Here is a 20,550-nt window from a genome sequence, read left to right as displayed (position 1 = left end):
TGGAGCTCCGCTAATTAATACCGTAATTCGTATCTTTGCTAAAAATTCAAAATCATGAAAGAAGTTACAGTTCAAGACTTAAAACAAAAAATAGATAATAATGAACCTTTTCAATTAATTGATGTTAGGGAGACTTTCGAATATGAAACGTCTAACCTTAACGGTTTAAACATCCCTTTGGGTGGCATTTTAATTGAAGCTGATAAAATTGACAGGGATAAACCCGTAATTGTACAATGCCGTAGCGGCAAACGTAGTGCCGCTGCTATTATGCAATTAGAACAAGTACACGGTTTTGATAATTTACACAACCTAAAAGGTGGTATTTTAGCTTGGCAAGAAGCTTTTGACCCTAACATGCCAGTTTATTAGTTTTGAATGAAAAAATACTAAATGATTAAATAATGTACTTGGTCATTTAGTTTTCTTCTCATTTAATTATTCAAATAGTATGAAGAAAAAGATTTTTTTAAACGCCTTTTATAATTTAGCCATGATACTTTGTATTATGGGTGCATTTTGGGCGTATGAGAATAAAAGTCCCTTAATTTCTATTTTCTTAGTTGCTGTTTTGGCCGCTTTTCTGTTCTTTAAAGTAAAATTAATTAAAGAATTGAACAAAGAACTTAAACAAGGACCTCCAAAAAAATAAACTATAAAGCCACCAAAACTTTGGTGGCTTTATAGTTTTAGTCGAATAAATTTTCCTTCATACCCTTAAGCCCCAAACCCGGCAAGTCGTTTAAAATATACTTTCCGTCTTTAAATTCTGGTTGCTCAAACGGATTGTTTACCGTTAAGAAAGGACCATCTAAATCGGCCCAGTTGCACAATGGCGCCAAGTGTGCACCAGCTAAAGTAGCAATAGACGTTTCGCTCATGCAGCCAATTAAAACCTTCATGCCCAACTTTTGTGCCCTTAGAATAGTTTGATGCCCTTCGTACATTCCAGTACTTTTCATTAGCTTAATGTTTATACCGTGATAAGCTCCTCTTAACCCATCCAAATCCTTTAGCCGTTGCATGGCTTCATCGGCCAGTAAAGGAATAGGGCTTCGCTCGGTTAACCAAGCATTTCCTTCCAAATCATTTTTGTCCATTGGTTGTTCAATTAACACCACGCCCTGGTTATGCAACCAATAAATCAAGTCAATGGCTTTTATCCTATCGCTCCAACCTTGGTTGGCATCTACATACAAAGGCACATCAGTAACACTTCGAATGGTCTCTATAATTTCTTGATCATTCTCTCTTCCCAATTTTACCTTTATCACTTTAAAGCCTTTGGCATCTTCCAATTTTTTGCGCAAAACTGCTGGTGTATCTATGCCAACAGTAAACGATGTTACCGGCATCTTAGCGGGATCTGCGCCATATACCTCGTAGCAAGGCTTATTTAACAGTTTGCCGTTTAAATCGTTAAGTGCAATATCAATGGCGGCCTTAATGGCTGGATTTCCTGGGGCTAAATCATCCAAATATGCCATCACCGTAGCAAAGTCTAAAGGAAACCGAAAGCGGTTCCAATCTACTTTTTTAAGAAAAGCATTTGCTGTTTCGTAGCTTTCGCCCATGTAAGGCACCATGCTCGCCTCACCGTAGCCCACCATGCCCTCGTGTTCAATTTTCAACAAAAACAAAGGTGTGCTGGTTCGGGTAAATTTGGCAATAGAAAAAGGGTGTTTCAATTCCAATTCAAAAGCTTTGCAACTAATTTTCATCTTTAATCGTCTATATCGTAAAAGCAAGTATGGCCAATAGTATATTTGTGAAGTTTTTTAAAAGAAAGGTGGCCATGAACCTATCTTGATTTATCAAAAATAGAATTAAAAAGTTAAATCGAAATAGTATCATTACCATGAATGAAAATAAATAAGCCAAATGAAAACTAGTTTAAGATTACGTTATTTTCTTTATTTGTGCGTATTATTTGTTGGATGTACCACAGGGAAAAATGCACTGCAAAAAGGCGATTATGATGCTGCGGTTTCTAAAGCGGTAGGTCGTTTAAAGAGTTCGCCACAAAATAAAGAAGCCTTAGAGGTTTTGCCGGTAGCTTTCGACTTGGCTGTGAAAACACACCTGAGAAAGATTGATGAAGCAAAGGTTTCGGCTGATGCGTTGAAATGGGAAAGCATCTTATATCGCTACCAACAAATTAACCAGTTGAGCGATGAAATAAATAGCTGTCCAAGCTGTTTAAATTTAGTGCCCAATCCGCCTAAATATGTGAAAGAATATGAGCACTCTAAATATCAAGCGGCAGAAGCACGCTACCTTTTGGGCGAAAGGTTGTTAAGAGAGAACAATCGTCAGAGTGCAAAAACGGCCTACAACCATTTTTTAAAAGCAGAAAGTTTGTATCCGTCTTTAAAAGGTGTTAAAGATAAAATTGAAGATGCCTATTGGGCTGCGGTATTAAAAGTGGTGGTTCAGCCTGCTATCATCAACAGTAATATGTACAGGTTAAGTAACGATTATTTTCAACAACAAATTACCAATTACTTGGCTACTTATAAGGGAAATACCTTTGTTCGTTTCTACACCGAAGCAGAGGCCAATAAACAAAGGGTAAGGGCCGACCAATTGGTAGAACTTCATTTCGACGATTTTGTAGTGGGACAAACCTATGTGAAAGAAAGAGTAGAAAAGCTGAAAAGAGATAGTGTGGTAATAGGCGAAAACAGACAGGGTAAGATTTATGGAACTGTGCGTGCCACGTATAGCGTTTTCGAAAAGCAGGTTTCTTCATCGGGCTTATTAAATTTTGCAATAGTAGATTTAAGCACCAACAAACTACTACGCAACAAAAAGCTGGCCGGCACTTACGTTTGGGTAGATAATTGGGCTTCTTTTAAAGGCGATGAAAGAGCTTTGGACAGGCAACAACTGGCCGTAACCAGGAAAAGAGAAGTTATGCCTCCGCCTCCTGCAAATCTGTTCGTAGAGTTTACCAAACCAATTTATGCACAATTGGTAGATCATATCACTTCGTTTTACAGTAGGTATTAGTAAAGGCGAAACATTTTTCGCCCACTATAGGAGATTTTTTGAAAAGCAGGGTTAGTAGCTACGATTAACGGTAGCCCTGCTTTTTGCTGCTATCTTTTTGCGTACCGTTCGTCGTCATTTCTAACGTATGTGAGAAATCTAAAAAGAGACGCATCAAACTAACAGATTTCTCCTCGTACCTCGTCGAAATTACGTAACAAAAAGTATATCCGCGTCAATCAGGTTTAAATAACTAAAGCTTGTACACCTATCAAATCACTTTCATCGGCAAGGCTGTATAAGGGCGAAAGATGTTTCGCCCTCCAACAAATGACAATAAAACCACCTCCCTAAATGCAATAATTACTAATATTGCAGCAATGAACCATAGTCTTTATAATCCTTTTAAAAGTTTCGATTTCAGGAACGACAAATGTTTTCTTAGTGGAGATGACACATCGCCTTTGGCCGTTCGTGTACTGCCAGATTGGTTGCTCAATATGGCCAACCTTACGGGCGATGAACAAATTAAGCTATTAGACGAAAGTATTAGAAACTATAAAAGTTTGGTAGTGCCGGTAAGTGCTACCGTTTATAACGAAGCCATTTTGCCATTAGAGCAAAAAATAGCAACTGCATTTGAACAAGGATATAAAGGGGTATCGGCTGTGCCAGAAATTGAGCTTTTTCAATGGATTGGAAAGTTAATGTACAGCTTTTTGTATATCGAGATGCAGGGCGCCATTCGCCTAAAACAACTCAGTGGCGATGGCATGAACATGTCGCAAGGGTTGATGCACAAATTTGGCAACTTACACCTAATGCTGCAAAGCATCTTTACGAAAGTGGAATTTGAAGGCTTTACGCCATGGTCTATTGTAGTAGTACCGTTAGAAAATGCGACAACCGGATTTAGCTTTAGAGATGAGATCAATACGTTAATCTTTTCCCTAAAGTTTAAAGATTTTGGCATTGTAGCTTGCCTACAAGACAACGGAACCAACAAAAGGTACCATCAACAACTCTTGGATTTTATTAAAGATAGACCACTAACCGACCAGCAATTTGAGGAACTGGCCGCTCGTTTCTTTTATTCTGCCTATCTGTTTAACCGCTTACCAGAGTACAATGTAATTGAGGCCAATGGTGTTGCTTACATAGACCCTATGCCTTTACGAGGAATACAGCACAAGCCTATTTTTGACGAGTGGCAGCACAAAACCTACGGACAGGTATTAGAAAATTTCTGGAAACCTTACGGCTTAACCTTATTCGAAATCATTAAAGATCCTAAAGCTCCATTAAGTTTCTTTGAGCAGCCTTTATTGCCAGATGCTGGATAGTTCGGCAATAAAATGAGGAATTACTCCCTGAACAAGAATTACTGTCAATATCAAACCTGTTAATGCCCCAAAAAAGTGGGCATCGTGGTTAATGCTATCTCTAGAGTTTTTAGACATGTACATACAGTAAATGAGGTAAAGCACTCCAAAAACGATGGCCGGCATAGGGATAAACATTACACCAATTATACTTAAAGGCTTAAATAAAATATAGCTAAAGAGTACTGCACTAATTGCTCCAGACGCACCCAAACTGCTGTATCTATAGTCGTTTTTATGTCTAATTGCGGTAGGAATATCACTAAGAATTAACGACACGATATAAAGTAGCGCAAACTGCCAATGCCCAATTAATACTTCGAGTTGAAAAGCGAAGAAGAAGAACGTAAACATGTTAAAGAACAAGTGCATCCAGTCTGCATGAATTAGGCCACTGGTAATAAAAGTATATAGCTTATTACCTTTTGCAACGCTATAAGGATGTAACATAAATTTGCCAAACAAATCGGTGTTGTTAAAAGCATAAATGCTGGTAATTAAGGTAAAAACAAAAATGATTGAGGCTACAGGCGCAGCGTTCCAATATTCTAATAGCATAGTTATTTAATATCTAGTTTTGTGTTTTTTATTAGCCTACCAATAGGATAGCGCATAAAAGTTGGCTCAAAATAATCAGAATTTTTGTAAACGAACTCCAATTGTGCATAAGCACTTTTTGCAAACTCGGGATTTTTAGCTTTTTCCTGCTCTAGTTTTTGTTTTAAGGATGGATTTTTCCTAATTAATTCAGCAGCAGTATCTTCAAAAATGTACGAAGAAAAATGCTCTTTCTGCCCTAAAATAGAATCAAAGAAATTCCAGTTAAAGAAAGAATCCGGAGCTTGTGGCTCTAAGGTTTCTACAATATACCTGTTGGCTTTTTGATTAACGTAAACCACGTAATCTCCCTCGTAATAATTAATGGTTTGGGCCTTCGTTTCTACCTTAACCGCCGAATGTAAATAATGCCCTTCGAAAGGTTTTTGAGCCGTTTTCATATCAGCAATGTAATAGGCTTCTACTTCTAGCTTTAAATCGCTCTTTAATTGATGCACCTTTACATTGTTAAGCACCAACAGTTTAATCACTTTATCCCAAGCCTTCGGAATAAGGTAAGCAATAGGTTTTTCAACGGTTAACGCTGGTTCAAAGTTGTTCCACTGTTTAATGGTCTTGGTATAAGGTTCGTTTCGATCGTAGTAGAGCCTATCCAAACCACTAACTTCGCTAGTTTTATATTTAGCAGCGTAGCCTTTAAACTCAATTTCCTCAAATTTTTCTCTATTTAACTTCCAATCTAGTGTAAACGTTTTTTGGTTAGCGATAATTTCATCGGCCTTTGCCTTATTTTCTCCAATAATTCTGGCATCTCTTTCTACAATAGCAATATAAGTTTGCAACAGTTTATAAGTAGATTCTACCCGTTTATCGTAAGGTTTAAGCATGTGCGTTTCGGGCATAAAGCCAATGGTATTGTGCAAAGCTGCATAGCCCGTGCTATAGCGAGGGCTTTCCATAAAACCACTAATACCGCTGTCTGGTGTTTCTTTAACCGAGTTTACGTAGGGAATAAGTTCAAAACCTTTGGCTTTCATTTCTGCATAGAGGTATGGAAGCATTTGCTTGCTCAGATAATTGGCTAACAATGGATTTAACTTGTCCTTTTGCGTAGGAATTAAAGTCATTGTGTATTGATAGTCTGCTCCATTGCTGGTATGCGTATCTACAAAAATTTCGGGCTGCCAAGTATTAAAAATTTGCTGAAAACTTTCCGAGTTTTTAGAATCTGTTTTAATAAAATCGCGGTTAAGATCGTAGTTTTTGCTGTTTCCCCTAAAACCATAAGCTAATGGCCCATTTTGATTGGCCCTAGAGGTACCGGTACGATTAAAACTACCATCAATATTATACACCGGAATAATACAGATCACTATATTTTTAGGGAGCTTTTGGCTTTTGAGCAAATCTCTGGCCAACATCATACTGGCATCAATTCCTTCGGGTTCGCCCGGATGAATGCCATTATTAATTAGCAACACTCTTTTATCGGCCTTTTTAATTTTTGAAGGCTCGAACACGCCATCCCTATTAAGCACCAACAAATGTAGTGGTTTGCCAAAATCTGTTTGTCCATAACTGAGCAGTTTAGCTTGTTTAGGATAGGCTTTAACCAACCCTTCGTAACACGAAATGGCTTCGTTGTAAGTCGTTGTTGACTTATTTTTGCTCTTTTCGTAGGGGGTAAGTTGTGCAAAGGTGGTCATGCTTGTAAAAACAAAAAGTAAAGAAAAGTATATCCTCATTTTTAATGATTTGGATATAAATGTAGCTTTTGTTTTTAGAAGAAAATAACTGTATCCAAAATTTTGGATAATGAGCGATTATCGAATTGATTTCCCTGTTAAGCCTTTAGGGCCAAAGGTGTATTTAAAGCCAACCGAAAGAAAGTTATAGATGTCTGGAGCACTGCCTACATTTCTACGGATGGTTTTTGTATCGTCATAACCATCAAGCCCTTCGCCAAAAGTCCAATTTGCTTGGTAGTTAACATTAAAAACATACCTAACATCTCCCCAACCATCTGGAAAATAGAAATCTATCCCTATGTTTATAGGCACCACCATATTCGATTTTTTATCTGCCAATGGGAAATTGTAGGTATAGGGGTTTCCATTTCCATCAATTGCAGCCTTGCTGGCTATGTTTTTTACCGAGTTATTAATCATACCTACACCTGTTCCTAGGTAAAAACCTTTGGTATAGTTTAAAAAATCGCTATAATAAAAGTCTGTTATTTCGCCGGCTCTAAATTTAAAATTCACATTGTAAGCCATGTAAGAGTTGGTAAAAACTCTGCCATGTTCGTCTGGAGTATTGCCACCGTTGCCACCGCCTTTTAGCGTTCCTTTTTGTAATTCGATACCTGCGGTAATAAACGGCGAAAAATGATAATCTAGATTGCCTACATACCCTAATGCAAAGCCACCTTTCTGAACATCGGTAAAACTATATGTACCGCCAACGCCGCCACCTAAACTAAGCTTGTAAAAATTTGACTGACCAAATGCCGTTACCGTTATAACTATTAGGAATAAAGCTAAGTAATGTTTTTTCAAATTGTTATGAATTAAGTGCTTGCTATACAAAAGTATAATCTTTATTCAGAAAAATAAATAATATCTTTGAATTTATGCAAGATATTAAAATAAATGCTGTTTCTGTAACCGAAAGGTTCATGAAATACGTAAAAATCGATACCCAATCTGATGCATCTTCGCTAACTACTCCTTCTACAGCCAAACAAAAAAACTTAGGAAAAGTATTGGTTGAAGAGCTTTTAGCCATCGGGGTTACTGATGCCCATATAGACGAACATGGTTACGTATATGCCACCGTTCCGGCCACTTCAACTAAAAACGTACCCGTAATTTGCTTTTGCTCGCACATGGATACCTCGCCTGATAGTAGTGGAGAAAATGTTAAACCTATTATCCATAAAAACTACCAAGGTGAAGATTTAGTTTTACCTGATGACAACAGTGTAATCTTACGACTTTCTGAACATCGGGACCTAAAAAACCAACTAGGCAACGATATCATTACTGCTAGTGGAACCACTTTATTGGGTGCAGATAATAAAGCAGGTGTAGCCGAAATTATGGAAGCTGCCACATACCTAATGCAAAACCCTCAAATTAAGCACGGTACAATTAAAATTTTGTTTACGCCAGACGAAGAGATTGGAAGAGGAGTAGATAAAGCTGATTTAAAGAAATTAGGTGCGGATTTTGCTTACACCATTGATGGGGAAACTTTAGGTTCCATTGAGGATGAAACTTTCTCTGCCGATGGTGCTAAGTTGGTGATTAATGGTGTAAGTGCGCACCCGGGTTTTGCCAAAGGAAAGATGGAAAGTGCTATTAAGATTTTGGCAGATATTATCAGTTCGCTACCGAAAGATAAATTGAGTGCAGAAAGTACTTCCCAAAAAGAAGGTTTTATTCACCCAGTTGGCATGAGTGGAACTGCCGAGCAAGCCGAAGCTAGTTTTATACTTCGCGATTTTGATAATGGCCTGTTAAAAGCCCACGGTAAAACGCTAGAAAAAATAGTGAAAGAAGTAATGAAGGCTTATCCAAAATCGAGCTATACGTTAACCATTAAAGAGCAATACCGTAACATGAAAGAGGTGTTAGATAAATATCCTCAAATTATGGCTAATGGTATCGAGGCTTTAAAAAGAGCAGGACTTAACGCAATAACGCGTAGCATTAGGGGCGGCACCGATGGTTCTCGCCTATCTTTTATGGGCTTGCCTTGTCCTAATATATTTACCGGTGGGCATGCTTTTCATAGCAAACAAGAATGGGTAGCCGTACAAGACATGGTGAAAGCCGTAGAAACCATAGTGCACTTAGCGCAAGTTTGGGAAGAAACCCCTTAAATCCCCTAAAGGGGACTTTAATATGGTTCATTAACTAGGCACTTCCCCTTTAGGGGATTTAGGGGCCAGTAAGCTGTGCCAAATATTGGTCTTGTTCATCCACCTCAACAATCTTACAACTCCAGCCATGTTGCTTACTTAAACGTTGCAGCGTGGCTGGATCTAGGTAAAGCCAGTTAAACCAATTTCCCTTCTGCTTTTTGTATTCATAGCAATAGCTAATTTCGCCAAAATAGTGGTCGGTGGGCATGGGCATATCCTCGTATAAATAAGAAATATCAGAGCTATCAAACAGTAATTGTCCATTTGGATTTAAGACTTTTTTTGCACTTTCCAAGAAATTTTCGAAGCCTTGTAAGGTTCCCGTAAGCCCAATGCCGTTCATCATAAACAATAGCGTATCGTATTTCTCAGTAAGGGTAAAAAAATCTTGCAATTGAGGCTTTTTTACGCCACGCTCTTGCATAATTTGCACCGCAACTGGAGATATATCAATGGCAGATACCTCCACCCCTTTTTTATCGAGCAATAGTGCGTGGCTACCAACGCCTGCACCTACATCTAAAACTTTACCTTTACACAGGTTGAGCGCTTTAAGCTCTATTTCGGGCATCTCTTCCTCATCTCTAAAGAAAATATCAATAGGCATTTCTTCAGGATCGCCGTAGGTATTATGTAGCCATAAAACATCGGCCTTGCCAAACCTATGAAAATCTAAAAGGGCATTTCCGTATATATCCATGTGTCAAATATACGGAAATGCCCTTTTCAAAAAATTTTAAACCGTAATGCTATTACGCTTTCATTTGACTGGAACGTTCTTTTACCATATCCGCAACGCTAGCTAACTTATCTTTCGATTTATCGAAAAGGTCGCAAAACCAATCGTTTATTTTGTTTTTCATATCGCTATTTTTATCTGATGATAAAATCATTGCAACCGCGGCACCTAAAGCTACCCCTGCTAAAACACCGCCTAATATTTTTGTTTGCTTTGTCATAATTGAAACTCTTTTAATAAAAAACGACAAGGAGCGTGGATTGTTTTAAAGATTTGTTTTTTGAGTTCGAATTTGAGTGCGAGTTTAAGTTTTATGCCAAAATAATGGGTAAATTGCAAGAGCAAATAGCACCTCATGGAACCTACAGACGTTAAGATTTCTCGTAAAAAGCCCATATTTCCGGTAAGCGAAAATTTACATAAATATTTACGCACCTACCAACGCGACGCTCGTTTACCCATTAAATACGATGACTTAAAAAACTTTACAGAAAGTTATCCTATTATGGATAAAGATGGCAAAGATACGCTTTGGGAAAGCCCCATTTATGCACAAAGCCAAATTGAGGAGCTACATAATGGGCTAAAAATTATATATGCCAAGCTAAAGGCCTCGGGCAATTTACGTATTGTAGAGCACAAGTACATTGACAGGATTGACTATTGTACTTTTGGCAACACCCACCCGTTTCGTATCAGGATTGTAAATCGATTAAATGATGTTTACGATTACTTTTATGTGAAAAAAGCTGATTCCTCTAGAATTTACGGGTTAGAACTGGAAGAAATTTTATCGCCCAACCAAGTTAATTATTTGGTAGATGAAGATACCATGATTGAAGAACATATTGTAGGCTTGCCCGGAGATGTGTTTAACAAAGGAAAAATTAAGCAAGATGATTTTAACCCAACACGTATAGCTAAAGAGTTTGTAAAGTTTAATGAGCGTTGTTTGGTTACCTTACTTGGCGATATGCGCTCTTACAATTTTGTAGTACAAATTACCCCAGATTTTGATGATATCCAATTTCGTATAAGGGCCATAGACTTTGACCAACAGTTTTACGAAGGAAACATTAAAGTTTATATGCCCCAGTTTTTTAAAGAAAACTTCCCTTTGGTACAGCTTTGCATGGAGCATTTAACCGAAAAGACGGTACAACAGTACAAACAAGAAGAGCTTTCTTCTATTGTGCATCGGGTACGGAGTGAACGCCACCGTTTAACCGATTTAAGAGATGTTTCGAGAAAGGAAGCACTAACTACGCCCAAAAACATTATCAAATTAAAAGAAAGTATGGCTGCCTATTATAACGATACTTCCTATACGCAATGTCAAAACATGACGGACATTATTGAACTTAACCTCAAAAACATTATTAGACAGGTAAAATTATAACTAAGCTGCCTAAATTTTAATTGAAAAAGCACCGTAATAGCGAATGAGGTTTGGGATTTCACCAAATACAGCTGTTAAAATTAAATAAGCCGCTTCAAGTATTGAAACGGCTTATTGGCGGAGAAGGACGGATTCGAACCCTCGATCCCGATGCAATCGGGATACACACTTTCCAGGCGTGCTCCTTCGACCACTCGGACACTTCTCCTTTTTTAGCTATCGCAAAAATAGAATTTTATTCAATAAAAATGCCCCTATCAAAATGAAAAGGGCATGGTATTGCATTTTAATAGCGATTACTCTATTATGGAAACTTTAACCATATTGGTCCTACTTCTTTTCTCTAACGGAACAGCAGCCGTATTAATCACTACATCGCCTTTTTTCACCAATTTTTTCTTCTTCAACACGTCGTTTACTTCTTCAATGGTCCTATCTGTACTTTCAAACTTATCGTAAAAAAATCCTCTTACGCCCCAAACCAAGCTTAATGTATTTAACAAACTTTCGTTACTGGTAAAAGTAAAAATAGGTGCCAGCGGACGGTGGCTTGCTATTTCAAAAGCAGTATATCCACTTGATGTCATCGTTACAATACCTACAGCATCAGTTTGCTTAGCCAAGAAACAAGACGAATCGCAAACTGCATCGCCCAAGAAACTATCTGATTTTGGCTTTAAAAACTTTTCGGCATAGTACGGATAGTTATTCTCTTCTATATTACTGATAATTTTCTGCATAGTTTCGATCACAATTAAAGGGAACTCACCTACCGAAGTTTCACCACTTAGCATTACCGCATCAGCACCATCCAATACTGAGTTAGCTACATCATTTACCTCTGCACGTGTTGGGCGAGGAGTGGTAATCATACTTTCTAGCATCTGGGTTGCAATAATTACCGGTTTAGAGGCCGCCCTACATTTCTGTACAATCATTTTTTGCAACAAAGGCACTTCTTCCATTGGCATCTCTACCCCTAAATCTCCACGGGCTACCATTACCGCATCTGTTACGGCAATAATCTCGTCTATATTTGCAATTGCTTCGGGTTTTTCAATTTTAGCTATTACCCTAGCTGTTTTTCCACGCTCTTTAATGATGTCTTTTAGCTCAACGATATCTGCTGCGTTACGAACAAAAGAAAGACCAATCCATTCTACGTCACTTTCTAATACAAAATCTAAGTTTTTTCTATCCTCTACAGTTAACGAAGGGATAGAAACTTTGGTGTTTGGCAAGTTAACTCCTTTTCTAGAAGTTAAAATACCTCCATGTACGATCTCGCAAATTACTTCGTCTTTGTAGTTAGTTTCCAGCACACGCATTTGCAGCTTTCCATCATCTAACAAAATAATTTCGCCAGCTTTTACATCTTTCGGAAAGCTTTCGTAAGTGATGTAGATGCGCTCTTCGTTACCTACACATTCTTGCGTGGTAATGGTGGTTTTACTACCGTTAACTAGGTTAATCCCACCATCTTTAACCATTCCAATCCTAATTTTGGGCCCTTGTAAATCTGCCAAAATACCTACGTTGTATTTGTGCTTTTTATTGATATCCCTAATGGTATCTATTACCGCCTGATGATCGGCCTGAGAGCCATGAGAAAAGTTTAATCTACAAACATCTAAACCGGCATTAAACATGCTATATAAAACATCTGTTTTTGCAGATGCTGGCCCCAAAGTGGCTACTATTTTGGTTCTGGAATGAAAAGGTTTCATTAAATTATTTTATGGTTAAACTTAAACAAAAAAAGACTGATTGCCTTTAGGTTTTAAGTATCGATTATATTATTTCAATTTAATTTGAGATTCAAATATAGTGTATTTACTACACTATCAATATAAAATTTACATTACCAAATTTTCTTTCGACTTTAATTTATACACATCTATTTGCGCAGCAACCTGTATATCAGGTATTTTATTAAGCCTAGTTAACACTAAATTAAGATCTTCTTTGCCAATAAACTGATGTATTATCATAAAGAAATCTACTTTGTTCATTTCTGGCACCAAGAAGCCTTCGCTGTTTCTGTTGCTTACCAAATAGTATTCTACTTCACCTTCTTCAACAAAAAAATAATACTTAGAAAATGCCAAAGGCTCTTCGTCTGTATTAAAATAAACTTCATGATCATCTATTTTAGCAAACTCAAAGTTTAAATTAGTGTTTATCTTGTGGCACAAAACATAATCTTTTAGCGATGCTGTTATGGCAATTAGCACAAAATCTAAATCTAGCGATAGTTTTAAATAAGTTTTGTTCAAAATGTACTTTTTTATTAGGATTACGAAATTATAAAACTAATTTTACTTTAGGTTTTAAACGCACAAAATTGACATATAAATAAAAACATTTGAAAAGTGTTAGAATTTATTTTTCTTTGCACTGAATTATTTAACCATTAAATTATAAAATTATGTCTGATATTGCTTCAAGAGTAAAGGCTATTATCGTAGAAAAACTAGGTGTTGATGAAAGTGAAGTTACGCCAGAAGCGTCTTTCACAAACGACTTAGGTGCTGATTCATTAGACACTGTAGAGCTAATCATGGAATTTGAAAAAGAATTTAACGTAGCTATTCCTGATGATCAAGCTGAGACTATCGGAACTGTGGGTCAAGCAATTGCTTATTTAGAAAAAAACGTTAAGTAGAAATACTTTTTCTGTACAATACTTATAAATGGGATTAAAAAGAGTAGTAGTTACTGGGTTGGGTGCGCTCACTCCAATTGGAAATAGTGTTCCCGAATTTTGGGAAGCATTGACAAATGGTGTGAGCGGCGCTGCGCCTATCAAGAGTTTCGATACTGAAAAATTCAAAACAAAGTTCGCCTGCGAGGTTAAGAATTTCAATCCAGAAGATTATTTGGATAGAAAAGAAGCCCGTAAGCTAGATCCGTTTGTTCAATATGCACTAGTTGCTACCGAAGAGGCCGTTAAAGATGGAGGATATGATTTCTCTAAGCTTGACACCAACCGAATTGGTGTAATTTGGGGCGCTGGAATTGGAGGTTTAAAAACTTTCTTAGACGAAGTTACAAATTTCGCCAAAGGAGATGGTACACCTAGATACAACCCTTTCTTTATCCCGAAAATGATTATTGATATTGCTCCAGGGCATATCTCAATGAAGTATGGATTGCGTGGACCAAACTTCGCTACTGTTTCTGCCTGTGCATCGTCAACCAATGCGATGATTGATGCCTTTAACTATATTCGTTTAGGCACTGCCGATATTATTATTAGCGGTGGCTCTGAAGCGATTATAAACGAAGCAGGCATGGGTGGTTTTAACGCAATGCATGCTTTATCTACTCGTAACGATGATCCTGCAACGGCTTCTCGCCCGTTTGACAAAGATCGTGATGGTTTTGTGGCCGGAGAGGGTGCAGGCACTATTATTCTAGAAGAATTAGAACACGCAAAAGCTCGTGGCGCTAAAATCTATGCTGAAATTGTAGGTGGCGGTATGAGTGCAGATGCACATCACATTACAGCTCCCCACCCAGAAGGATTGGGCGCTAAAATGGTAATGACTAAAGCCTTACAAGATGCAGGCTTAACAACCAACGACATCGACTACATCAACGTACACGGTACTTCTACTCCGCTTGGAGACATACAAGAAGCAAAAGCCATTGTAGATTTGTTTGGAGAACATGCTTATCAGCTAAACATCAGCTCTACCAAATCTATGACAGGCCATTTACTGGGTGCCGCTGGTGCGGTAGAAGCCTTGGCAGCTATTCTTGCAATTAACAATGATACTGTGCCGCCAACAATTAACCATTTTACAGACGATCCTGAAATTGACCCGAAACTGAACTTTACTTTTAACAAAGCGCAAAAACGTACAGTAAGAGCAGCTATTAGTAATACTTTTGGTTTTGGCGGGCATAATGCTTCTGTTATTTTCAAGAAATACGAAGAATAACCTATAATTTTAGGATGAGCAGCAACTGTATTTTATAGGCAACTGCTTTGGTGTATTAATTTGTGAAGCTAGTTGATGTCATTGTTCAGCATTTATAAACTATATCTTTCGCCTAATAAGCAGTTTGTAAAAAAACTAAAAAATGTACTTGGTTTTGTACCAGGTAATGTTACGCTGTACAAAATGGCTTTTAGGCATCGTTCGGCAGCTAAAGTTTTAAAAAATGGCAGCCGAAGCAGTAACGAAAGATTAGAATTTTTAGGCGACGCCATTTTAGGTGCAGTAGTTGCCGAATTGCTTTTTAAGAATTATCCTTACAAAGAGGAAGGTTTTTTAACAGAAATGCGTTCTAAGATTGTAAATAGAGCAAACCTTAACCAGCTTTCCCGCAAAATGGGTTTTGACGAACTCATTATCTTTGACCAAAAGACCGTAAACTTCCAGTCGAAACATCACTCGATGTATGGCGATGCTTTTGAAGCTTTAATTGGTGCCATCTATTTGGATAAGGGTTATGATTTCACTAAAAACCTGATTTTAAAGCGCATTATTAAGCCTTACGTAGATATACATCATTTAGAAATTACCGAAACTAATTTTAAAAGCCGCTTAATTGAATGGTGCCAACGCCAAGGTAAAGAAGTTGCTTTTGATGTGGTAGAAAATGGCGAAGGCGAAAGTGCTAAGCTATTTACCGTTAAAGTGATGATTGATAATGAAAACTTTGGTATTGGCAGAGACTACAACAAAAAAAATGCAGAAAAACTAGCTGCAGAAAAAGCTTGCGAAGCTTTGTCGATATGATAATTGGTTAATTTGATGATGAGCTAATTGCCCAAACAACTAAAAAACTAAACCCCAAAACAACTAGTTACTTTTAATTTTGCCCGCAGTATCACTGTATTTCTTGTACGAATCATTAATCCATTTAATGCCGTCGTACACATTCCAGTTCTTCGCCTGTTCATAAGTAGGCCGATATTGCACTAAAAAATCTTCGAGCTTCACGCCCGTTAGGCCTGTCTGTTTATTTATAACCGCCTTATTAAAAAATTGGTCAACCTGGCCATCTTGCATTTCGTTTTGATACATACGATTAAACCTTTTAGCCTGCTTGGGCGTTTTACCAAAAAGCTCGTATAAAAAAGTTAACGGACTGCCTCCAAAAGGATTTAAGAGCGACAAAGGAGGCTTTCCGCCATAGTAAGAGCCTTTATTCCGATAAGCTTCTTTAAGCTCGTCTAAAGCTTGTTTCTTTGTTTTTCCAGTTATTACAACTTCGTTTAGTGTTGCGCCCTTGTTAATGTACAGCACCAAATCGCGATCGTTTTTAACAATTACTTCCAAATCGTTGAAATTTCTTTTGGTAACGAGCAAGGTATCGCCAAGAATTGCTTTGATAGAAAAAATGCCTAAATCATTGCTGCCTGTAGAAAATCCAGATCGTTTGTTTTTGATCTCTACCAATGCCACCCTAATTTTTGTCTGATTTTCGAAAATTACACCATTGATGTTAAATTCTCTTTGAGCAAAAGAAGCTTTACCAATGAACATAATGGCAGAAAAAAGAGAAAATATCAGCTTTGCTTTACACCACATTGTAGCCTTAATATTATTTTGTAAACTTAACAAATGTTTATACTTTGATTAAGTTAAAAGAAGTTAATTTATGCGAAAGGTTCTATCTGCCGTTTTTTTGCTATACGCAGCCATCATCTTTATTCTACTGATGTTCGCAGCCTTACCTTTTGTTTTAATATTTTCGACCATATTGCCTGTTAATACAGGGAAAAAGGCCATTTTGGTGGTCTTACGAACATGGGCGGCACTCTTTAGTGTATTGAGTTGCTTTTGGATAAAAACACAGCACAAAAAATCAATTAACCAATCTAAATCTCATATTTATGTAGGTAACCACGGTTCTTATTTAGATGCCATAGCCGTATGCTTAAGTATTCCTCAATATTTTAGTGCTTTGGGAAAAATAGAAATGACCAAAGTGCCCGTATTTGGATTAATCTACAAGCGAATTGTAGTAATGATAGACCGCAACAGCAAAGAAAGCCGGGAACAATCTGTAGAAACACTGAAAAAGGATATCTCCAACGGACAATCTATCTTGATTTTTGCGGAAGGTACGATGAACCAAACAGAAAAACCGCTAGCCGACTTTTATGACGGCGCATTTCGTATTGCCATTGAAACGCAAACGCCAATTATTCCATTTGTAATGCTCAACAACCGAAAGTTACTGCCAAGAAAAAATCCTTTAAAAGCTAGACCGGGCTTAATTACTACTGTTTTTTTGTCCGAAATTTCGGTAATTGAATTAACGATGGAAGATGTACCGGCCTTAAAAAAGAAAGTTTACGATGTAATGGAGGAAGCAATTATAAATGCGGGGTAAATTGTTTATTTATGACCGACATGCTTATTATGATTGGCAATTTTATACAATGAGCCGACCGTTAATTTAACTTGAAAACCTTAGCACAGTACTATGTTAATTAAACCTGATGGAAATGACAGCCCCGAAGTATGAGGGCTATAATGGACAGCAGGGCTGAGGTTGCCGAAGAGCCAGCAGCATTGTTTTTGCAAAAAATAATTATACGTCATCATTAAAACCTTAAGCCTTACTCCTTTCACCTCAAATCCTTTTTACTATCTTTGCACATGATAAAATCAATGACCGGGTTCGGCTTGGCCTCAACAAATTCCGAAAGCGTTAAGTTTTCTGTGGAGATCAAATCTTTAAACTCTAAGTTTCTTGAATTAGGGTTAAAAATTCCAAGAGCATTTTCTGACAAAGAACTTTACCTGCGCAACATTTGCAACAAGGAAATTGAACGGGGAAAGGTTAGTATTGCAGTTACCTTAGAACGTAGCGAAGAAGTACAAAAAGGAGCTGCTATTAACGAAACCTTATTAAAAAAATACTACACCCAATTGGTTGAAGCCAACAAAGCCTTAGGTGCTGATATTACTAATTTATTGCCTGCGGTACTTAATTTACCAGAGGTGATTACCTATACCGAAGAAGAAGCAAGCGAAAGTGAATGGAAAGTGCTGGAAGCAACTTTTGAAAAGGCGCTGAAGCACTTTAATCAGTTTAGGGTAGATGAAGGCAAAGTATTGAAGGCTGATTTAGAGCTTCGTATAAAAAACATACTGGGCTTTTTTGCCGAAGTAGAAGTACTGGCCCCTTTAAGAACACCAACTATTAAAGTCCGCCTAACGCAGTTTTTAGAAGACACTATTGGCAAAGCCAACTACGACCAGAACCGTTTGGAGCAAGAGCTAATTTATTACATTGATAAATTAGACATCACCGAAGAGCAAACCCGTTTAAAAAGCCATTGCGATTATTTTATGGCCACTTTAAAAGATAAAGACGCTAACGGAAAAAAACTAGGCTTTATTTCTCAAGAAATTGGCAGAGAGATTAATACCATGGGCGCTAAGGCCAACGATGCACAGATACAGCAATTGGTGGTGGGCATGAAAGAAGAATTAGAAAAAATTAAAGAACAGTTACTAAACGTATTATAAGCCCAAAGCCCAAAGCTTAAAGCCTAAAGCTTTGAGCATTCAGCTTTTCGCTTTAAGCTTCACAAAATGAAACAAGGCAAACTCATTATATTTTCGGCTCCATCTGGCGCAGGAAAAACCACTATCGTAAAACATTTGTTGAGCAAATTCGACAATCTTAGTTTTTCTATTTCGGCAACTACAAGAGAACTGCGTGGCGACGAAACGAACGAAAAAGACTACTACTTTATTAGTAAGGAAGAGTTTCTTCACAAGGTTGCCCATCAAGAATTTGTTGAGTTTGAAGAGGTTTATAGCGGTACATTTTATGGCACTTTGCGCTCTGAAATTGAACGAATTTGGAACACTGGTAAACATGTAATTTTTGATATAGATGTAGAAGGAGGCCTTCGCTTAAAGCGTAAGTTTGAAGACGATGCCTTGGCTATTTTCGTTCAACCGCCTTCTTTGGAAGTATTGAAAGAACGTTTGGCAGGCAGGGGTACCGACAGCGAAGAAAAATTGCAAGAACGTTATGCCAAAGCCGAAAAAGAATTAGCTTACGCTGATAAATTTGACGTAATTCTTAAGAATTTTGAATTGGAAAAAGCTTGCGCTGAAGCGGAACAGCTGGTAGGTGATTTTTTGAAGCAGTAACTTTAATGATTCGTCAGTTCTACGAAGTATGAGGAGAAATCTAACGAATACTGATTTTTCTTCGTCGTACTTCCTCATCGAAATGACGGCATAAATAAAGAAAAAATGATTGGCTTATTTTTCGGTTCTTTCAACCCCATCCATATTGGGCACTTGGTAATTGCCAACTACATGGCCAATTATACCAATTTAAAAGAAGTTTGGTTTGTAGTTTCGCCACATAACCCCTTAAAACAAAAAGCTGGCTTGGCAGATATGTACGACCGCCTAGAAATGGCTCGTTTGGCTACCGAGAATGCGCCTCATTTAAAAGTGAGCGACATTGAGTTTAAGTTGCCGCAACCGTCTTATACCATTGATACGTTAACCCATCTAAAAGAAAAATATCCTGAAAAAGAATTTGCCTTAATTATGGGGGCAGACAATTTGGCTTCCTTTAAAAAGTGGAAGAACTATGAGGTATTGCTGCAAAACCACCAGCTTTTCGTTTACCCAAGACCGGGAGTTGATTTAAGGGAATGGGCTAACCATCCATCGGTAGTGATTACCGAAACCCCTCAAATGGATATTTCTTCTACATTTATCCGCCATGCGATTAATCAAGAAAAAAGCATCCAGTTTTTAGTGCCGGATGCTGTAATAGATTTTATGGATAAGAAAAGTCTTTATAAAACCCTCTAAATCTCCCTAAAGGGAGACTTTAGTATATTGCTCCCCTTTAGGGGCTGGGGTTATTATCCTTTCCAGCCATCTTTTAAAGAAACCACTCGGTTAAACACCAAATGATCTGTTGTAGAATCTTTATCTAAACAGAAATATCCTTTACGGATAAACTGATAGCCTGTGCCCAAAGTAGCTTCGGCAAGAGCAGGTTCGATATAAACATTGCTCAACACTTCCTTACTGTTAGGGTTTAAATACTCCTTAAAGTCGCCCTCTTCTGCATCAGGAGAAACTACGCTAAATAAACGATCGTACAATCTTACCTCTGCAGTTTTAGCATGTTTAGTGCTTACCCAATGAATGGTTCCTTTTACATGAATTCCGCTAGTATCGTTTCCGCTCTTAGATTCTGGAATATAAGTACAATGAACCTCCGTTACATTTCCATCTGCATCTTTAACAAAACTTTCGCACTTCACAATGTAAGCAAACTTTAAACGAACCATTGCACCTGGTGCCAAACGGAACCACTTTTTAGCAGGCTCCTCCATAAAGTCTTCGCGTTCTATCCAAAGTTCTTTACTAAAAGGAATTTCTCTTGTGCCGCCTTTATCTGCTGCTTCTGGATTATTTTCTCCAATTAAAATCTCGCCATCGCCTTGGTAATTGGTAATTACCAATTTAATTGGATCTAGCACCGCCATTGCTCTAGTTGCTTTTTTGTTCAAATCTTCACGGATACAGAACTCCAATAA

The 20,550-nt window shown here is 37.7% G+C and carries 22 protein-coding genes, 1 tRNA gene and 1 pseudogene; 13 read left to right on the top strand and 11 right to left on the bottom strand.

Annotated features, from left to right (window positions below; all coding sequences use genetic code 11):
* The first annotated feature begins 54 nt into the window (after window positions 1-54).
* Both B3I52_RS10560 and B3I52_RS10555 read left to right on the top strand, forming a co-directional pair.
* A complete protein-coding gene (locus tag B3I52_RS10560; protein ID WP_293301068.1) occupies window positions 55-372 on the top strand; it encodes a rhodanese-like domain-containing protein in 318 nt (105 codons plus the stop codon).
* 79 nt (window positions 373-451) lie between these two features.
* Window positions 452-652 carry a DUF6358 family protein gene (locus B3I52_RS10555; protein ID WP_293301066.1) on the top strand — a complete coding sequence of 67 codons (201 nt, stop codon included), beginning with the start codon at window positions 452-454 and terminating at the stop codon, window positions 650-652.
* Window positions 653-689: 37 nt separating this feature from the next.
* Here the strand turns inward: B3I52_RS10555 and B3I52_RS10550 are convergent, their stop codons facing one another.
* Window positions 690-1,721 carry a dipeptide epimerase gene (locus B3I52_RS10550; protein WP_293301064.1) on the bottom strand — a complete coding sequence of 344 codons (1,032 nt, stop codon included), beginning with the start codon at window positions 1,719-1,721 and terminating at the stop codon, window positions 690-692.
* A gap of 160 nt (window positions 1,722-1,881) precedes the next feature.
* Here B3I52_RS10550 and B3I52_RS10545 point away from each other — a divergent pair, with 160 nt between their 5' ends.
* The gene (locus B3I52_RS10545; protein ID WP_293301062.1) at window positions 1,882-3,012 is read left to right on the top strand and encodes a hypothetical protein; all 1,131 of its coding nucleotides are present in this window, start codon (window positions 1,882-1,884) and stop codon (window positions 3,010-3,012) included.
* A gap of 290 nt (window positions 3,013-3,302) precedes the next feature.
* Window positions 3,303-4,334, top strand: a complete 1,032-nt coding sequence (locus tag B3I52_RS10540; RefSeq protein ID WP_349678679.1) for a hypothetical protein — start codon at window positions 3,303-3,305, stop codon at window positions 4,332-4,334.
* On the opposite strand, the gene B3I52_RS10535 is transcribed toward B3I52_RS10540, so the two are convergent.
* From B3I52_RS10535 to B3I52_RS10525, 3 genes are all read right to left on the bottom strand, one after another.
* Window positions 4,314-4,931 carry a rhomboid family intramembrane serine protease gene (locus B3I52_RS10535; RefSeq protein ID WP_293301061.1) on the bottom strand — a complete coding sequence of 206 codons (618 nt, stop codon included), beginning with the start codon at window positions 4,929-4,931 and terminating at the stop codon, window positions 4,314-4,316. The two genes, B3I52_RS10540 and B3I52_RS10535, sit on opposite strands and share 21 nt — an antisense overlap.
* 2 nt (window positions 4,932-4,933) lie before the next feature.
* Complete coding sequence (locus B3I52_RS10530; RefSeq protein ID WP_293301060.1) at window positions 4,934-6,676, bottom strand: M14 family metallopeptidase; 1,743 nt, start codon at window positions 6,674-6,676, stop codon at window positions 4,934-4,936.
* A 78-nt stretch (window positions 6,677-6,754) separates the two neighbouring features.
* Window positions 6,755-7,489, bottom strand: coding sequence for a hypothetical protein (locus B3I52_RS10525; RefSeq protein WP_293301058.1), 735 nt, complete (start codon window positions 7,487-7,489; stop codon window positions 6,755-6,757).
* Window positions 7,490-7,563: 74 nt separating this feature from the next.
* On the opposite strand from B3I52_RS10525, the gene pepT reads away from it, so the two are divergent.
* Window positions 7,564-8,817 (top strand): peptidase T, encoded by a 1,254-nt coding sequence (gene pepT, locus B3I52_RS10520; protein WP_293301056.1) that lies wholly within the window; start codon window positions 7,564-7,566, stop codon window positions 8,815-8,817.
* Window positions 8,818-8,875: 58 nt separating this feature from the next.
* Here the strand turns inward: pepT and B3I52_RS10515 are convergent, their stop codons facing one another.
* Together B3I52_RS10515 and B3I52_RS10510 are read right to left on the bottom strand one after the other, a co-directional pair.
* Window positions 8,876-9,559, bottom strand: a complete 684-nt coding sequence (locus B3I52_RS10515) for a class I SAM-dependent methyltransferase (protein WP_293301054.1) — start codon at window positions 9,557-9,559, stop codon at window positions 8,876-8,878.
* A gap of 52 nt (window positions 9,560-9,611) precedes the next feature.
* Window positions 9,612-9,818 carry a YtxH domain-containing protein gene (locus B3I52_RS10510; RefSeq protein WP_293301052.1) on the bottom strand — a complete coding sequence of 69 codons (207 nt, stop codon included), beginning with the start codon at window positions 9,816-9,818 and terminating at the stop codon, window positions 9,612-9,614.
* Between the two features lie 135 nt (window positions 9,819-9,953).
* On the opposite strand from B3I52_RS10510, the gene B3I52_RS10505 reads away from it, so the two are divergent.
* Entirely contained in the window at window positions 9,954-10,997 is a 1,044-nt protein-coding gene (locus B3I52_RS10505) for a hypothetical protein (protein ID WP_293301050.1), read from the top strand.
* Window positions 10,998-11,112: 115 nt separating this feature from the next.
* Here the strand turns inward: B3I52_RS10505 and B3I52_RS10500 are convergent.
* From B3I52_RS10500 to B3I52_RS10490, 3 genes are all read right to left on the bottom strand, one after another.
* Window positions 11,113-11,205, bottom strand: a tRNA-Ser gene (locus tag B3I52_RS10500).
* Window positions 11,206-11,293: 88 nt separating this feature from the next.
* Window positions 11,294-12,724 (bottom strand): pyruvate kinase, encoded by a 1,431-nt coding sequence (gene pyk / locus B3I52_RS10495; protein WP_293301048.1) that lies wholly within the window; start codon window positions 12,722-12,724, stop codon window positions 11,294-11,296.
* A gap of 129 nt (window positions 12,725-12,853) precedes the next feature.
* Entirely contained in the window at window positions 12,854-13,273 is a 420-nt protein-coding gene (locus B3I52_RS10490; RefSeq protein WP_293301046.1) for an IPExxxVDY family protein, read from the bottom strand.
* Between the two features lie 152 nt (window positions 13,274-13,425).
* On the opposite strand from B3I52_RS10490, the gene B3I52_RS10485 reads away from it, so the two are divergent.
* From B3I52_RS10485 to rnc, 3 genes are all read left to right on the top strand, one after another.
* Window positions 13,426-13,662, top strand: coding sequence for an acyl carrier protein (locus B3I52_RS10485; RefSeq protein WP_008508386.1), 237 nt, complete (start codon window positions 13,426-13,428; stop codon window positions 13,660-13,662).
* Window positions 13,663-13,690: 28 nt separating this feature from the next.
* Window positions 13,691-14,944, top strand: a complete 1,254-nt coding sequence (gene fabF, locus B3I52_RS10480; protein WP_293301044.1) for a beta-ketoacyl-ACP synthase II — start codon at window positions 13,691-13,693, stop codon at window positions 14,942-14,944.
* 75 nt (window positions 14,945-15,019) lie between these two features.
* Complete coding sequence (gene rnc / locus B3I52_RS10475; RefSeq protein ID WP_293301042.1) at window positions 15,020-15,748, top strand: ribonuclease III; 729 nt, start codon at window positions 15,020-15,022, stop codon at window positions 15,746-15,748.
* Window positions 15,749-15,811: 63 nt separating this feature from the next.
* Here the strand turns inward: rnc and B3I52_RS10470 are convergent, their stop codons facing one another.
* Window positions 15,812-16,498, bottom strand: coding sequence for a hypothetical protein (locus B3I52_RS10470; protein ID WP_293301040.1), 687 nt, complete (start codon window positions 16,496-16,498; stop codon window positions 15,812-15,814).
* Window positions 16,499-16,613: 115 nt separating this feature from the next.
* Between B3I52_RS10470 and B3I52_RS10465 the strand changes: the two genes are divergently transcribed.
* From B3I52_RS10465 to nadD, 4 genes are all read left to right on the top strand, one after another.
* Window positions 16,614-17,351 (top strand): lysophospholipid acyltransferase family protein, encoded by a 738-nt coding sequence (locus tag B3I52_RS10465; protein WP_293301038.1) that lies wholly within the window; start codon window positions 16,614-16,616, stop codon window positions 17,349-17,351.
* Window positions 17,352-17,632: 281 nt separating this feature from the next.
* Window positions 17,633-18,496: a YicC/YloC family endoribonuclease gene (locus B3I52_RS10460; protein ID WP_293301036.1), complete on the top strand. Its 864-nt coding sequence runs from the start codon at window positions 17,633-17,635 to the stop codon at window positions 18,494-18,496.
* Between the two features lie 66 nt (window positions 18,497-18,562).
* Entirely contained in the window at window positions 18,563-19,132 is a 570-nt protein-coding gene (gene gmk, locus B3I52_RS10455) for a guanylate kinase (RefSeq protein ID WP_293301034.1), read from the top strand.
* A gap of 105 nt (window positions 19,133-19,237) precedes the next feature.
* Window positions 19,238-19,813, top strand: a complete 576-nt coding sequence (gene nadD / locus B3I52_RS10450) for a nicotinate (nicotinamide) nucleotide adenylyltransferase (protein ID WP_293301032.1) — start codon at window positions 19,238-19,240, stop codon at window positions 19,811-19,813.
* A gap of 53 nt (window positions 19,814-19,866) precedes the next feature.
* Here the strand turns inward: nadD and B3I52_RS10445 are convergent.
* Window positions 19,867-20,550, bottom strand: a pseudogene (locus B3I52_RS10445) (glutamine--tRNA ligase); the annotation flags it as partial.

This window comes from Pedobacter sp. UBA4863, from assembly GCF_002399615.1.
GTDB lineage: Bacteria > Bacteroidota > Bacteroidia > Sphingobacteriales > Sphingobacteriaceae > Pedobacter.
This window is presented reverse-complemented; position numbering and strand designations above follow the sequence as displayed.